Annotated in this window: 17 protein-coding genes; 15 read left to right on the forward strand and 2 right to left on the reverse strand. The window is 34.0% G+C overall.

Annotated elements, in window-relative coordinates:
- Positions 1 to 5 precede the first annotated feature (5 nt).
- Together C7H52_RS00880 and C7H52_RS00885 are read right to left on the reverse strand one after the other, a co-directional pair.
- Complete coding sequence (locus C7H52_RS00880) at positions 6 to 3,086, reverse strand: SusC/RagA family TonB-linked outer membrane protein (RefSeq protein WP_106461993.1); 3,081 nt, start codon at positions 3,084 to 3,086, stop codon at positions 6 to 8.
- 118 nt (positions 3,087 to 3,204) lie between these two features.
- Positions 3,205 to 4,854 carry a BamA/TamA family outer membrane protein gene (locus C7H52_RS00885; RefSeq protein WP_106461994.1) on the reverse strand — a complete coding sequence of 550 codons (1,650 nt, stop codon included), beginning with the start codon at positions 4,852 to 4,854 and terminating at the stop codon, positions 3,205 to 3,207.
- A 170-nt stretch (positions 4,855 to 5,024) separates the two neighbouring features.
- Here C7H52_RS00885 and rpsL point away from each other — a divergent pair, with 170 nt between their 5' ends.
- From rpsL to rplN, 15 genes are all read left to right on the forward strand, one after another.
- Positions 5,025 to 5,399 carry a 30S ribosomal protein S12 gene (rpsL, locus tag C7H52_RS00890; protein ID WP_008269190.1) on the forward strand — a complete coding sequence of 125 codons (375 nt, stop codon included), beginning with the start codon at positions 5,025 to 5,027 and terminating at the stop codon, positions 5,397 to 5,399.
- A gap of 24 nt (positions 5,400 to 5,423) precedes the next feature.
- On the forward strand, positions 5,424 to 5,900 hold the full coding sequence (rpsG, locus tag C7H52_RS00895) for a 30S ribosomal protein S7 (protein ID WP_106461995.1): 477 nt from the start codon (positions 5,424 to 5,426) through the stop codon (positions 5,898 to 5,900).
- A gap of 6 nt (positions 5,901 to 5,906) precedes the next feature.
- Positions 5,907 to 8,033, forward strand: a complete 2,127-nt coding sequence (fusA, locus tag C7H52_RS00900) for an elongation factor G (RefSeq protein WP_106461996.1) — start codon at positions 5,907 to 5,909, stop codon at positions 8,031 to 8,033.
- An 11-nt stretch (positions 8,034 to 8,044) separates the two neighbouring features.
- Entirely contained in the window at positions 8,045 to 8,350 is a 306-nt protein-coding gene (gene rpsJ / locus C7H52_RS00905; RefSeq protein WP_106461997.1) for a 30S ribosomal protein S10, read from the forward strand.
- Between the two features lie 125 nt (positions 8,351 to 8,475).
- Positions 8,476 to 9,093, forward strand: coding sequence for a 50S ribosomal protein L3 (rplC, locus tag C7H52_RS00910; protein ID WP_106461998.1), 618 nt, complete (start codon positions 8,476 to 8,478; stop codon positions 9,091 to 9,093).
- Positions 9,093 to 9,722, forward strand: a complete 630-nt coding sequence (gene rplD / locus C7H52_RS00915; protein WP_106461999.1) for a 50S ribosomal protein L4 — start codon at positions 9,093 to 9,095, stop codon at positions 9,720 to 9,722. Before rplC ends, rplD begins: the two co-directional genes overlap by 1 nt.
- A gap of 7 nt (positions 9,723 to 9,729) precedes the next feature.
- A complete protein-coding gene (gene rplW, locus C7H52_RS00920) occupies positions 9,730 to 10,020 on the forward strand; it encodes a 50S ribosomal protein L23 (protein ID WP_106462000.1) in 291 nt (96 codons plus the stop codon).
- Between the two features lie 11 nt (positions 10,021 to 10,031).
- On the forward strand, positions 10,032 to 10,856 hold the full coding sequence (gene rplB, locus C7H52_RS00925; RefSeq protein WP_106462001.1) for a 50S ribosomal protein L2: 825 nt from the start codon (positions 10,032 to 10,034) through the stop codon (positions 10,854 to 10,856).
- A 6-nt stretch (positions 10,857 to 10,862) separates the two neighbouring features.
- A complete protein-coding gene (gene rpsS, locus C7H52_RS00930; RefSeq protein WP_013869040.1) occupies positions 10,863 to 11,141 on the forward strand; it encodes a 30S ribosomal protein S19 in 279 nt (92 codons plus the stop codon).
- Positions 11,142 to 11,147: 6 nt separating this feature from the next.
- Entirely contained in the window at positions 11,148 to 11,555 is a 408-nt protein-coding gene (gene rplV / locus C7H52_RS00935) for a 50S ribosomal protein L22 (protein WP_106462002.1), read from the forward strand.
- A gap of 7 nt (positions 11,556 to 11,562) precedes the next feature.
- Positions 11,563 to 12,282 carry a 30S ribosomal protein S3 gene (rpsC, locus tag C7H52_RS00940; protein WP_106462003.1) on the forward strand — a complete coding sequence of 240 codons (720 nt, stop codon included), beginning with the start codon at positions 11,563 to 11,565 and terminating at the stop codon, positions 12,280 to 12,282.
- Positions 12,283 to 12,302: 20 nt separating this feature from the next.
- Positions 12,303 to 12,722, forward strand: a complete 420-nt coding sequence (gene rplP / locus C7H52_RS00945) for a 50S ribosomal protein L16 (protein WP_106462004.1) — start codon at positions 12,303 to 12,305, stop codon at positions 12,720 to 12,722.
- Positions 12,723 to 12,735: 13 nt separating this feature from the next.
- Positions 12,736 to 12,927, forward strand: a complete 192-nt coding sequence (gene rpmC / locus C7H52_RS00950; protein WP_106462005.1) for a 50S ribosomal protein L29 — start codon at positions 12,736 to 12,738, stop codon at positions 12,925 to 12,927.
- A 12-nt stretch (positions 12,928 to 12,939) separates the two neighbouring features.
- A complete protein-coding gene (gene rpsQ, locus C7H52_RS00955; RefSeq protein ID WP_073085362.1) occupies positions 12,940 to 13,197 on the forward strand; it encodes a 30S ribosomal protein S17 in 258 nt (85 codons plus the stop codon).
- Entirely contained in the window at positions 13,197 to 13,565 is a 369-nt protein-coding gene (gene rplN, locus C7H52_RS00960; RefSeq protein ID WP_106462006.1) for a 50S ribosomal protein L14, read from the forward strand. Before rpsQ ends, rplN begins: the two co-directional genes overlap by 1 nt.
- The last annotated feature ends 11 nt before the right edge of the window (positions 13,566 to 13,576 follow it).

Genomic DNA, 13,576 nt, shown 5'->3' on the forward strand with positions numbered 1-13,576 from the left:
TTTTTTTAGAATGTTAAATTAAGGTTTGCTCCAAAAGTTTTTGTTGCAGGATATTGACCTGTAACAGCTAAACCACTACCGTTTCCAGATGAGTTAGCAAACTCAGGATCATGATAATCTCTGTTCTCTTTTGGTAAAACAACAAATGGATTTCTAGCGTAAACACCTAACGTTAAACCTTTTATTTTCATGTTTTTAAGCATGTCTCCATTAAATGAGTAGCTTAAAGCTAATTCTCTAACTTTAAAAGCTGTAGCATCTAAAACAAAGTTTTCAGTTACGTCTCTATACTCGTTAGAGTAGTAGTTTAAGAAGCTTGTGTAAGTAGTACCTCCAGTGATTACACTATTATTAGCTTCATAAACTGGGTTTGCAGCAGTACCTACATTTATTGCAGAGTTAGGGAAAATGAAACCTCTACGTCCATTTTCTGCAGACTCTACTAAGTGTCCAGACCATGATAACCAGTCTTTATTACCAGCCCAAAATTGGTGACCAGTTCTATAATCCATAGTTGCAGATAGTCTAAAACCTTTGAATGTTAATTGAGAGTTTAGGCCAAGGATGTAATCTGGATTATTTACACCTAGATTTTGGAATTCAGATGTTTTTAATGGATTACCAGTAGTTGGATCAATTAAAACTCTACCTTGGTCATCTCTTTCGTATGCTGTACCTTTAATTAAAGGAAACTCTTCTCCTACTTGTGCAAATATACCTACAGCATTAAAACTCTGTAAAGCTACTTGGTCTTGTTGTCCATCTAACTTATTGATAATAGTTTTATTTGTTTCAAAACTCACTCTATTAGACCATTTTAAACCAATTTCTTTGTTATCAATAGGAGTAAATCCTAAGTCTATTTCAAATCCCTTAGTTTCAAATTCACCAATATTAATAGTTGCAGAACTTATTCCTGAACTAAAAGAAGGTGTAGTTGTTAACTGACCATTTTCAGTTTTAGAGTTGTAAATTGCAAAATCTAAGGTTAATCTATCTTTAAAGAACCCAGCGTTAAAACCAGCTTCTACAGTTTTTAAAAATTCATTTTGAATTAATGGGTCAACTACACTTCTTGATGGGATAAATGAGTTTAATCCTCCGTAAGCGAAGCCTCCAGGTTGAACATAAGTATCGTTAATATCATATGGGTCTACAGAAGAACGGCCAACTTTTGAATAGTTAGCATAAACTTTTAAGAAATTTATGGTATTACCTTTAATGTTTTCAAACGCTTTTGTTGGAATAAAAGATAAACCAGCAGAAGGGTAAAAGAATGATTCGTTCCCTGCATCTACATTTAATGTAGAAATCCAATCATTTCTAGCAGTTAAGTTTAAGAATAAATAATCTTTAAACCCAAGGTCAAAGTTACCTAAAACAGAATATTGTTTCTGTCTTGTTTCATTATTACTTACACTAGGCTGTCCTGTTACGTTTGAAATATTATAGAAACCTGGAATTGTAAGATTGTCTCCACCAACTGCAGTAAACGTTGATCTGTTATCTTGTGAGTTGAAACCTACGTTAGCACCAAATGTAAAATTAGAAGATAAATCATAATTAAAGTTAGCTAAGAAATCTCCATAATAACTTCTAGATCCTGTATCACTTATATCTAATCTTGATTGGGTTGTATGATCTCCACCTCCAATTTGTAACTCATCTGTGTAAGCGTTCGTATAGCTCAAGTTATCTGAAGATACAGTTGTAATGTTTGCTCTATATAATAAATTAATGTTGTCATTAATTTTGTAAGTTAATGAACCTACAGCATTGAAATATTGCCCTCTGTTATTATTTCTTACATTTTCTCTTAACCAATATGGACTTTGGTAATATGATGTCCAGTGAAATTGATTTAAAGGCTGAGAGAATTCAGTTACTGGAATATTAGATGCTGTTTGTAATAAATCTGTAAATAAGCCCGAAGAAGTTGTACTTTGCTTACGAGTGTAGTATGTTACAGCTCCATCAGCAGTCCAGTTTCCAAACTTTTTATTAGCTTTAAAGAATGCAGTAGTTCTATTTAATACGTCATCTTCAACAACGAATTCTGTATCTACATTTGATAATGACAGTAAAACATTTCCACTTTCATCTCCACCATTTACAGTTACAGAGTTTTGAAAGGTTGTTCCAGTTTTAAAGAAATCTTTTATATGATCATTTCCTAAACTTTCATAAGGGAACACTTTGTATGTACCATCAGCCTGTGGTAAACCAACTGGCTGTAAACTTCCGTCAAATTCTGGACCCCATCCACCATTTTCATATGATACATGTTCTCCATTCCAACCTTGTCCATATTTGGTTTGTCTTTGAGGAACGAAATTTACTACTTGAAATTCAGTAGAAGAATTAAAAGTTACTTCAACTTTTTCTTTATTACCACCACCTTTTGTGGTAACAATAATTACACCATTTGCAGCTTGAGCACCATAAAGTGCAGCACCTTGTTGACCTTTAAGGACATTTGCAGATGCAATAATGTCTGGAGGTAAATTATTTAAAACCCCTAAACTTGAGATCACCCCATCAATTACAACTAAAGCTCCGTTATTCCCTGTTATAGAAGAGTTACCCCTTAAGGTTACTTTAGATGTTGGATTTACTCCGTTATTTGTTGTGTTAATCTGTAATCCAGAAACTTTACCTGTTAAAGACTGTACCACATTAGGGTTTGATGCTTGTGTTAACTCTTCAGCTTTAACGTTTTGAGTTGAAGATGTTAATTCGCTTTCCTTTCTTTTAATACCTAAGGCTGTTACAACTACTTCTTCAAGTTCATTATCAGCTACTAAAGAAACACTTATTGTGTTTGATGCTCCTACAGGTTGCTCCATTGTAGCGTAACCAACATAGCTAAATTGTAATACATCACCTGTATTTGCAGTAATTGAGTAATTACCATCAAAATCAGTTGATGTTCCATTTGTTGTTCCTTTAACTAAAACGGTAGCAGCCGGTAAAGGCAAACCGTTATCGTCGGTAACAACTCCTGAAATTGTTTTTTCTTGTGCGAACGTTAGTTGCACAACAAACGCTAGAAATAGCGTTAAAATTCCACTAAACTTTGTTTTCATTTTATTTTTTATTTGAATTAGTCTAGGTCAAAAATCATAATAAAAAGTTAATTAAACAATATTTATTGGTTAAATTTTCATTTTTTTTCAATAATTGGCTTGATAATGACCTGTTAACTTAGAAAAAAGCGTTTAAACTTAGGTGAACTTTTGTGTTAGAGAATTTAAACTCATCGTTTTTAGTCTTACCATTTGCAAAATTCATTTTCAATACACCAGCTTTTGTTAAAGCAGAGAGTCCAAATCCAAAACCATAAATTTGTGTTTTAGTATTTAGTAAAGTGTTTTCTAAATAACCTAAGTCTGTGATGCTGTTTATAGATAAAGCTGGACTTAATAAGTAGTGATATTCAATTCCTATTATATTATAAAAATCTGCTTCTAAACTATTTTCGTTAAATCCTCGTATAGATTTGTTGCCTCCAAAACGGTAAAGTTCATTAATTAGGTAGTTGTTTGAGAATAATTTACTAGATTCTAATTTTGTTATTATTTTATTTCTATCATTTAAATTAAACAATTGTTGTAGTTTCAATTCGATTCCGTTTTGCTTCGTTTTTCTATCTATTGTATTCCGGTTTCCATTTTTTAATTTGAGATATATACTTGTTTTTGTGTTTAAAATCCTAGAATTTAAATTTCTTTTTCTGTATTCAAATGCTGTAGTTATATATTGAGCGTCATAGTCTTCAACAAAAAAACTTTCATTACTAGATAAGTTGCTGGAGTTTGTACTCTCATAGCTTAATGAGGTTTTGAATTTTTGATTAATGAGATAATATGTTTTTAGCTCGGTAGTAGAAAGTGTAAACACACTATCTCTATTAAAAATATTTAATCTGGCTTCAATGCCAATAGGACTCGAAAATAAATAGGGTAGATCTAAAGTTGCTTCAAAGTTTTTTTGTTCGCTTTCGTCGCTTTTGTATTTAATCTCTAATCGCTCCCCATAATTAAGGTTGTTTAATAGTACAAGGTTTAAGTATCCATTAATATTTAATTTTTTTGTTTCCTCATCAGTATTAAAGCCTATAAAACCATCAAAACTATTGCTAAATTTCTTTTTTAGGTATAAGTATAACGTAGTAGAATCTCTTGTGAATAATAACTCAGGACTTTTAATTTCCTCTACAAATTCTAAATCTAAGACGCGTTCACTTTTAGTCTCTATTTCTTTTAAATTAATGTTTTTGTTCAATTTGTATTTTAAGTAATTTTTGAGGAAGCCTTTTGGGAACTTTTCGTAACCTTTTAATATAATTTTATCTAGTTGTCTTTTTCTTTCTTGATTACTTATATTAAGGACAGCTGTTATAGTCGATTTGTTTTTCAGCTTTATTTCACCTAAATATACTTCTGTAAAAAGAAAGCCGGAGGTTTTAATGCTTTCTGAAATTTTCTCTAACACTTCTTCTATATTACTAAATGGTATGAGGTAGAAGTTTTCATTGGTGTTAAATTTTTTTATAAATTCCTGAGAATTGCTAAGACTATCTTTTGTTAATTCCAGATACTTTATTCTGTCATTGTATTTTATGATATAATTTTTTTGAAGGCCTTTTATAATGGAATCTATTATAGTGTAATTAAGAAATCCTTTTTTATATAGCACGTCTTCTAATTTCCTGTCATTTTTATTAATTTCTTTTGTAATAGAATCTGAAACACTTTTGTTTGTTGCTTCTACGGGAGTTATTTTAACACTCTCTTTTTGTGAAAAAGAAAGTTGAAGGTGGAAGATTAATATGAGTAAGAGTTTAGATTTCACCTAAATTATTTTTAGTAAAAATAGTAGATTTTAATGAAACGATAGTTTTAAAGAAGAGATTTAAAAATTAATCTTATTGAAAATTAATGCATTAACATTTGAATTTTAAAAATTAATGGTTACATTTGCAGCCCTCTAAGAAGAGGATATGTTAAATTATATTTATTAATATGCCAACAATTTCACAATTAGTACGAAAAGGAAGAGCCAAAATAACCAAGAAGAGTAAATCGGCTGCTTTAGATTCGTGTCCACAAAGACGTGGTGTGTGTACTCGTGTTTACACAACAACTCCTAAGAAGCCTAACTCAGCAATGCGTAAGGTGGCAAGGGTTCGTTTAACAAACGGTAACGAGGTTAATGCATACATCGGTGGTGAAGGACACAACCTACAAGAGCACTCGATAGTATTGGTTAGAGGTGGAAGGGTAAAAGATTTACCAGGAGTTAGATATCACATTGTTCGTGGAGCCTTAGACACCGCTGGTGTTGCAGGAAGAACGCAACGTAGATCTAAGTATGGTGCAAAACGCCCTAAGAAGTAATTTTTAAAACTTTAAGAAGAAGACATGAGAAAAAGAGCAGCGAAAAAAAGACCGCTTTTGCCAGATCCACGTTTTAACGATCAGTTAGTAACTCGTTTTGTTAACATGATGATGTGGGATGGAAAGAAATCGGTAGCTTTTAAAGTGTTTTACGATGCAATTGATATCGTAGAATCAAAAAAAACAGACGAAGAAAAGCCAGCTTTAGAGGTTTGGAAAGAAGCGTTAACAAATGTGATGCCTCACGTAGAAGTACGTAGTCGTCGTGTTGGTGGAGCAACATTTCAGATTCCTAACCCAATTCGTGCAGATAGAAAAATATCTACTGCAATGAAGTGGTTAATTTCATTTTCAAGAAAAAGAAATGAAAAATCTATGGCTCAACGTTTAGCATCAGAAATTTTAGCAGCAGCTAAAGAAGAAGGAGCGGCGGTTAAGAAAAGAGTAGATACTCATAAAATGGCGGAAGCTAATAAAGCATTCTCTCACTTTAGATTTTAATAAGACATGGCTAGAGATTTAAAATATACAAGAAATATTGGAATTGCGGCTCATATTGATGCTGGTAAAACAACAACAACAGAGCGTATTCTTTATTATACAGGAGTTTCACACAAGATTGGTGAGGTGCACGATGGTGCAGCAACCATGGACTGGATGGAGCAAGAGCAAGAAAGAGGTATTACAATTACATCTGCAGCAACTACATGTACTTGGGTTTTTCCAAAGGAAAATGCTCAACCAACTGAAGATGCTAAAGATTATCATTTTAATATTATCGATACACCAGGTCACGTAGATTTTACGGTTGAAGTAAACCGTTCATTACGTGTATTAGATGGTTTAGTGTTCCTTTTTAGTGCAGTAGATGGTGTAGAGCCACAATCTGAAACTAACTGGAGACTTGCAGATAATTATAAAGTACCAAGAATTGGTTTTGTTAATAAAATGGATCGTCAAGGATCTAATTTCTTAGCAGTTTGCCAACAGGTAAAAGATATGTTAAAATCTAATGCAGTGCCAATTGTATTAAACATTGGTGATGAGGCAGATTTTAAAGGAATTATAGATTTAGTAAAAAACCGTGCTATTGTATGGCATGATGAAACTCAAGGAGCAACATTTGATGTTATTGAAATTCCTGAAGAGTTAAAAGAAGATGCTAGAAAGTACAGAGCTTTATTAATTGAAGAAGTTGCTGGTTACGACGAAAATCTTTTAGAGAAATTCATGGAAGATGAAGACTCTATTACAGAGGACGAAGTACATGCTGCTTTAAGAGCTGCGGTTATGGATATGGCTATCATACCAATGATTTGTGGATCTTCATTCAAGAATAAAGGTGTTCAGTTTTTATTAGATGCAGTTTGTCGTTACTTACCTTCTCCATTAGATAGAGAAAGTGTAATTGGAACAAATCCTGAAACTGATAAAGAAGAAAGACGTAAGCCAAGTGTAGATGAGCCGTTTGCGGCTTTAGCATTTAAAATTGCTACAGATCCATTCGTAGGTCGTTTAGCATTTTTCCGTGCTTACTCTGGACGTTTAGATGCTGGTTCTTATATTTTGAACAACCGTTCAGGTAAAAAAGAGCGTATCTCACGTATTTACCAAATGCACTCTAATAAACAAAATGCTATCGATTTTATTGAAGCAGGAGATATTGGAGCAGCAGTAGGATTTAAAGATATTAAGACTGGTGATACTATGTCTGATGAGAAACATCCTATTGTATTAGAATCTATGGACTTCCCAGATCCAGTAATTGGTATCGCGGTAGAGCCTAAAACTAAAGCAGACGTAGATAAAATGGGTATGGCTTTAGCTAAATTAGCTGAAGAAGATCCAACATTTACAGCAAGAACAGATGAAGCTTCAGGGCAGACTATTATCTCTGGAATGGGAGAGCTACACTTAGATATTATTGTAGATCGTTTACGTCGTGAATTTAAAGTTGAAGTTAACCAAGGTCAGCCTCAAGTAGAGTACAAAGAAGCGATTACTCAAAAAGCGCAACACAGAGAAGTTTACAAGAAACAATCTGGTGGACGTGGTAAATTCGCAGATATTGTATTTACATTAGAGCCTGCTGAAGAAGGTAAAGAAGGTTTAGAATTCATTTCTGAAATTAAAGGTGGTAACGTTCCTAAGGAATTTATCCCTTCTATTGAGAAAGGATTTAAAATGGCAATGACAAATGGTCCATTAGCAGGATACGAAGTTGATGCTATGAAAGTAACATTAACAGATGGTTCTTACCACGATGTGGATTCGGATCAGTTATCTTTCGAGTTAGCTGCTAAGTTAGGATTTAAAAACTCTGCAAAAGCTGCTAAAGCAGTAATTATGGAGCCTATCATGAAACTTGAAGTTATTACTCCAGAAGAGAACATGGGTGATATTGTAGGTGACTTAAACCGTCGTCGTGGTCAAGTAAGTGATATGGGTGATAGAGCTGGAGCTAAAACAGTAAAAGCAACTGTGCCATTATCTGAAATGTTTGGTTATGTAACTACATTAAGAACACTTTCATCAGGTCGTGCAACATCAACAATGGAATTTTCACACTATGCTGAAACACCTTCTAATATTTCAGAAGAAGTGATTAAAGCAGCTAAAGGAGTTGAAGCTTAAATACTAAGAACATGAGTCAGAAAATCAGAATAAAATTAAAATCTTACGATCATAGCTTAGTAGATAAGTCTGCTGATAAGATTGTAAAAACAGTAAAGAGTACAGGTGCTGTGGTAACTGGTCCAATTCCATTACCAACACACAAGAAAATTTTTACCGTATTACGTTCACCTCACGTAAATAAGAAGTCTAGAGAACAATTTCAATTAAGCTCTTACAAGCGCTTATTAGATATTTACTCATCATCTTCTAAAACAATTGATGCTTTAATGAAGCTTGAATTACCAAGTGGAGTTGAAGTAGAAATTAAGGTGTAAGTTTTTAAAGTAAAATGTCCTTAACGATGGTTAAGGAAAAACGGAAAAAATACAATTCAAGGCTGAAACGTATTTTCGGCCTTGAGTTTTTTTAAATAAAAATTAATAATAAATAAATAATAATTATGTCTGGGTTAATTGGAAAAAAAATCGGAATGACCAGCATTTTCGACGAAAATGGAAAGAATATTCCATGTACAGTAATCGAAGCTGGACCATGCGTTGTTACCCAAGTCAGAACTGAAGAAGTAGATGGTTATTCTGCACTTCAATTAGGTTTCGATGACAAGACAGAGAAAAGTGCTACTAAAGCAGACTTAGGTCACGCTAAAAAAGCAGGTACTTCTGTTAAGAGAAAACTAGTTGAATTTCAAGGTTTTGATGAGGAGTACAAATTAGGAGATACACTAACAGTAGAGCATTTCACAGAAGGTGAATTTGTTGATATTGCAGGAGTATCTAAAGGTAAAGGATTTCAAGGTGTTGTAAAGCGTCATGGTTTTGGTGGTGTAGGTCAAGCGACTCACGGTCAGCATAACCGTCTAAGAGCACCAGGTTCTATCGGTGCAGCTTCTTATCCTGCAAGAGTTTTCAAAGGAATGAAAATGGCAGGAAGAATGGGTGGCGACACAGTTAAAGTTGAAAATTTAAGAGTTTTAAAAGTAGTTTCAGATAAAAATCTTTTAGTAGTAAAAGGTTGTGTACCTGGACACAAAAATTCTTATGTAATTATTAGAAAATAATGAAAGTAGCAGTTTTAGATATTAACGGAAAAGATACAGGTAGAAAGGTTGAACTTTCTAATTCTGTATTCGAAATTGAGCCAAATAATCACGCTGTTTACTTAGATGTAAAACAATATTTAGCTAACCAAAGACAAGGTACACACAAGTCTAAGGAAAGAGCTGAAATTGCAGGAAGTACGCGTAAGATTAAAAAACAAAAAGGAACTGGTACTGCTCGTGCGGGTAGTATTAAGTCTGGAGTATTTAAAGGTGGAGGACGTATGTTCGGACCAAGACCTCGTAACTACTCATTCAAATTAAATAAATCACTGAAGAGATTAGCACGTAAATCGGCTTTTAGTATTAAGGCAAAAGAGAATGCAATTGTAGTTTTAGAAGACTTCAATTTCGATTCTCCAAAGACCAAAAATTTTACTTCTATCCTGAGTGCGTTGGACTTACAAAATAAAAAGTCTCTATTTGTGTTGGGTGCATCAAATAAAAATGTATATTTGTCGTCACGCAATTTAAAAAGCTCTGAAGTGTTAACTAACTCAGAAATAAGCACTTACAAGATTATGAATGCTAATCAAGTAGTGCTTTTAGAGAGTTCTTTAGAAGAAATTGTAACGAATTTAAGTAAATAAGAAAGCGATGAGTATCTTAATTAAACCTATTATTACAGAAAAAGCGACAGCTAACACTGAGTTGAACAACTGTTTTAGCTTTTTCGTAAAAACTAAGGCGAACAAGGTAGAAATTAAAAAAGCGGTGGAAGCTGCTTATGGCGTTTCTGTTGAAAAAGTTCGTACTATAAATGTCCGTCCAGATAGAAAGACCAAGTTTACAAAAACTGGGATTCAACATGGTAAAACAAATGCTCTTAAAAAAGCAATTGTACAACTGGCGGAAGGTGAATCGATTGATTTATACACTAACATGTAATTTAAAGACAAATGTCAGTAAGAAAATTAAAACCAATCACACCAGGACAGCGATTTAGAGTTGTAAATGGATTTGACGCCATTACAACTGATAAGCCGGAGAAGAGTTTATTAGCTCCGAAAAAACGTTCAGGTGGTAGAAACAGTCAAGGACGTATGACAATGCGCTACAAAGGTGGTGGTCACAAACGTCGTTACCGTATTATTGATTTCAAAAGAACTAAAGATGGTATTCCAGCTGAAGTTGCATCAATTCAATACGATCCAAACAGAACAGCTTTTATTGCTTTATTAAACTATCAAGATGGTGAAAAAGCATATATAATTGCACAAAATGGTCTGCAAGTTGGACAAACAGTTGTGTCTGGTGATACAGTATCTCCAGAAATTGGAAATACAATGTCATTAGCAAATATTCCATTAGGAACTATTATTTCTTGTGTAGAGTTAAGACCTGGTCAAGGAGCTGTTATGGCTCGTAGTGCTGGTGCTTTTGCTCAATTAATGGCAAGAGATGGTAAGTTTGCAACAATTAAGTTGCCTTCTGGAGAAACTCGTTTAATTCTTGTAACATGTCGTGCTACTATTGGAGCAGTATCTAATTCAGATCACCAATTACTAGTTTCTGGTAAAGCAGGTAGATCTCGTTGGTTAGGACGTCGTCCAAGAACTAGACCAGTTGTAATGAACCCGGTTGATCACCCAATGGGTGGTGGTGAAGGTAAATCTTCTGGAGGACACCCTCGTTCAAGAAACGGTATACCAGCTAAAGGTTATAGAACACGTTCTAAAACTAAAGCAAGTAATAAGTACATTGTAGAACGTAGAAAGAAATAATAAGACATGGCAAGATCATTAAAAAAAGGACCTTACGTTCATTATAAATTAGAAAGAAAAGTGGCTGCTAATGTTGAAGCAAACAAAAAGACTGTTATTAAAACTTGGTCTAGAGCTTCAATGATAACACCAGATTTTGTAGGACAAACTATTGCAGTACATAACGGTCGTCAATTCGTACCAGTTTATGTTACTGAAAATATGGTAGGTCATAAATTAGGAGAATTTTCACCAACACGATCTTTTAGAGGTCACGCAGGTGCAAAAAATAAAGGAAAAAAATAATAAGCTATGGGAAGTCGTAAAAAACAAATGGCAGACGCTATTAAGGAAGGGAAAAAGCAAATTGCTTTCGCGAAACTTAATAACTGTCCTACGTCACCAAGAAAAATGCGTTTAGTAGCCGATTTAGTAAGAGGTGAACGCGTAGAAAAAGCGCTTAATATTTTGAAGTTTAGCTCAAAGGAAGCGTCAAACCGTTTAGAGAAATTATTATTATCTGCGGTTGCTAACTGGCAAGCTAAGAATGAGGAAGCTAGTATTGAAGAAGCTGAATTATTCGTACAAGAGATAAGAGTAGATGGTGGATCAATGTTAAAAAGATTACGTCCAGCACCTCAAGGTCGCGCACACAGAATTAGAAAACGTTCTAACCACGTAACTATCGTAGTTGGAGCTAACAATAACACACAAAGCTAAGATAGATATGGGACAAAAAACAAATCCAATCGGGAATCGCTTAGGAATTATCAGAGGATGGGAATCTAACTGGTACGGAGGAAACGATTATGGTGACAAACTTGCCGAAGACGATAAGATTAGAAAATACGTTCACGCGCGTTTATCTAAAGCTAGTGTATCTCGAGTAATTATTGAGAGAACTTTAAAACTTGTAACCGTTACTATCACTACTGCTAGACCTGGTATTATTATAGGAAAAGGTGGACAAGAGGTAGACAAGTTAAAAGAAGAGCTTAAGAAAATTACAGAGAAGGAAGTTCAGATTAATATTTTTGAAATTAAAAGACCTGAACTTGATGCATTTTTAGTAGCAACTAGTATTGCTCGTCAAATTGAAAATCGTATTTCATACAGACGTGCAATTAAAATGGCTATCGCTGCTACAATGCGTATGAATGCTGAAGGAATTAAAGTTCAGATTAGTGGACGTTTAAACGGAGCTGAAATGGCACGTTCAGAGCACTACAAAGAAGGACGTATTCCTTTATCGACTTTTAGAGCCGATATTGATTATGCTTTAGTTGAGGCACATACTACTTATGGTAGATTAGGTGTTAAAGTTTGGATCATGAAAGGTGAAGTATATGGTAAAAGAGATCTTTCTCCACTTGTAGGTTTATCTACTAAAAAGCAAGGAAAAGGTGGACGTCAAGGTGGTAAGCCACAACAAAGACGTAGAAAGTAATTTTTTAAAGAAAAGAACAAATGTTACAGCCTAAAAGAACAAAATTTAGAAAAATGCAAAAGGGACGTATGAAAGGGAACTCTGGTAGAGGTCACTTACTTTCAAACGGAACTTTTGGAATAAAATCATTAGATTCTAATTTTTTAACATCACGTCAAATAGAAGCTGCTCGTATTGCTGCTACTCGTTTTATGAAAAGAGAAGGTCAACTGTGGATTAAAATATTCCCAGATAAGCCAATAACAAAGAAACCTCTTGAAGTACGTATGGGTAAAGGTAAAGGAGCTGTAGAATATTGGGCTGCTGTTGTTAAACCAGGTAGAATCCTTTTTGAAGTAGGAGGAGTACCATTAGACGTTGCTAAAGAAGCATTACGTTTAGCGGCTCAAAAATTACCAGTTAAAACTAAGTTTGTAATCGCTAGAGATTACCAAGCATAATTTATTTGATATCATGAAACAATCAGAAATTAAAGAATTATCTGTAGCTGAGTTACAAGAGAAACTTAGTGAATCAAAAAAGAGTTATTCAGATTTAAAAATGGCTCATGCTATCTCTCCTTTAGAAAACCCTATTCAATTACGTCAAATGAGACGTAGTGTTGCAAGAATTGCAACAGAATTAACTAAAAGAGATTTACAATAATTCTGCCTAAAGATGGAAAAAAGAAACTTAAGAAAAGAACGTATTGGTGTAGTTACTAGTAATAAAATGCAGAAATCAATTGTGGTATCTGAAGTTAAGAAGGTAAAACACCCAATGTACGGTAAGTTCGTGTTAAAGACTAAGAAATATGTTGCACACGACGAGACAAACGATTGTAATATTGGAGATACTGTAAAGATCATGGAAACAAGACCTTTAAGTAAATCTAAATGTTGGAGATTAGTTGAAATAATTGAAAGAGCGAAGTAATGGTACAGCAAGAATCAAGATTAAGAGTTGCAGATAATACTGGAGCAAAGGAAGTTTTAACTATCCGTGTTCTAGGTGGAACTAAAAGAAGATACGCTTCTATTGGAGATAAAATAGTAGTCGCTGTTAAAGATGCAACCCCAAACGGTAACACCAAAAAGGGATCAGTTGCAACTGCAGTAGTTGTACGTACTAAGAAAGAAGTAAGACGTCCAGACGGATCTTATATTAGATTTGATGATAACGCTTGTGTACTTTTAAATCCGCAAGGAGAAATGAAAGGTACTCGTGTATTTGGACCTGTTGCTAGAGAACTTCGTGATAAATCTTTCATGAAAATTGTATCATTAGCGCCTGAGGTGCTTTAATGAAAAATAAA

It is taken from the genome of Aurantibacter aestuarii, from assembly GCF_003008425.1.
Lineage (GTDB): Bacteria > Bacteroidota > Bacteroidia > Flavobacteriales > Flavobacteriaceae > Aurantibacter > Aurantibacter aestuarii.

What these genes read in the sequence shown, in the direction of transcription:
- rpsS (WP_013869040.1), top strand. Translation starts at nt 10,863, where the DNA reads ATGGCAAGATCATTAAAAAAAGGACCTTACGTTCATTATAAATTAGAA.
- rpsG (WP_106461995.1), top strand. Translation starts at nt 5,424, where the DNA reads ATGAGAAAAAGAGCAGCGAAAAAAAGACCGCTTTTGCCAGATCCACGT.
- rpsQ (WP_073085362.1), top strand. Translation starts at nt 12,940, where the DNA reads ATGGAAAAAAGAAACTTAAGAAAAGAACGTATTGGTGTAGTTACTAGT.
- rpsL (WP_008269190.1), top strand. Translation starts at nt 5,025, where the DNA reads ATGCCAACAATTTCACAATTAGTACGAAAAGGAAGAGCCAAAATAACC.
- rplC (WP_106461998.1), top strand. Translation starts at nt 8,476, where the DNA reads ATGTCTGGGTTAATTGGAAAAAAAATCGGAATGACCAGCATTTTCGAC.
- rpsC (WP_106462003.1), top strand. Translation starts at nt 11,563, where the DNA reads ATGGGACAAAAAACAAATCCAATCGGGAATCGCTTAGGAATTATCAGA.
- rplW (WP_106462000.1), top strand. Translation starts at nt 9,730, where the DNA reads ATGAGTATCTTAATTAAACCTATTATTACAGAAAAAGCGACAGCTAAC.
- rplB (WP_106462001.1), top strand. Translation starts at nt 10,032, where the DNA reads ATGTCAGTAAGAAAATTAAAACCAATCACACCAGGACAGCGATTTAGA.
- fusA (WP_106461996.1), top strand. Translation starts at nt 5,907, where the DNA reads ATGGCTAGAGATTTAAAATATACAAGAAATATTGGAATTGCGGCTCAT.
- rplP (WP_106462004.1), top strand. Translation starts at nt 12,303, where the DNA reads ATGTTACAGCCTAAAAGAACAAAATTTAGAAAAATGCAAAAGGGACGT.
- rplV (WP_106462002.1), top strand. Translation starts at nt 11,148, where the DNA reads ATGGGAAGTCGTAAAAAACAAATGGCAGACGCTATTAAGGAAGGGAAA.
- rpsJ (WP_106461997.1), top strand. Translation starts at nt 8,045, where the DNA reads ATGAGTCAGAAAATCAGAATAAAATTAAAATCTTACGATCATAGCTTA.
- rplD (WP_106461999.1), top strand. Translation starts at nt 9,093, where the DNA reads ATGAAAGTAGCAGTTTTAGATATTAACGGAAAAGATACAGGTAGAAAG.
- rplN (WP_106462006.1), top strand. Translation starts at nt 13,197, where the DNA reads ATGGTACAGCAAGAATCAAGATTAAGAGTTGCAGATAATACTGGAGCA.
- rpmC (WP_106462005.1), top strand. Translation starts at nt 12,736, where the DNA reads ATGAAACAATCAGAAATTAAAGAATTATCTGTAGCTGAGTTACAAGAG.
- C7H52_RS00880 (WP_106461993.1), bottom strand. Translation starts at nt 3,086, where the DNA reads ATGAAAACAAAGTTTAGTGGAATTTTAACGCTATTTCTAGCGTTTGTT.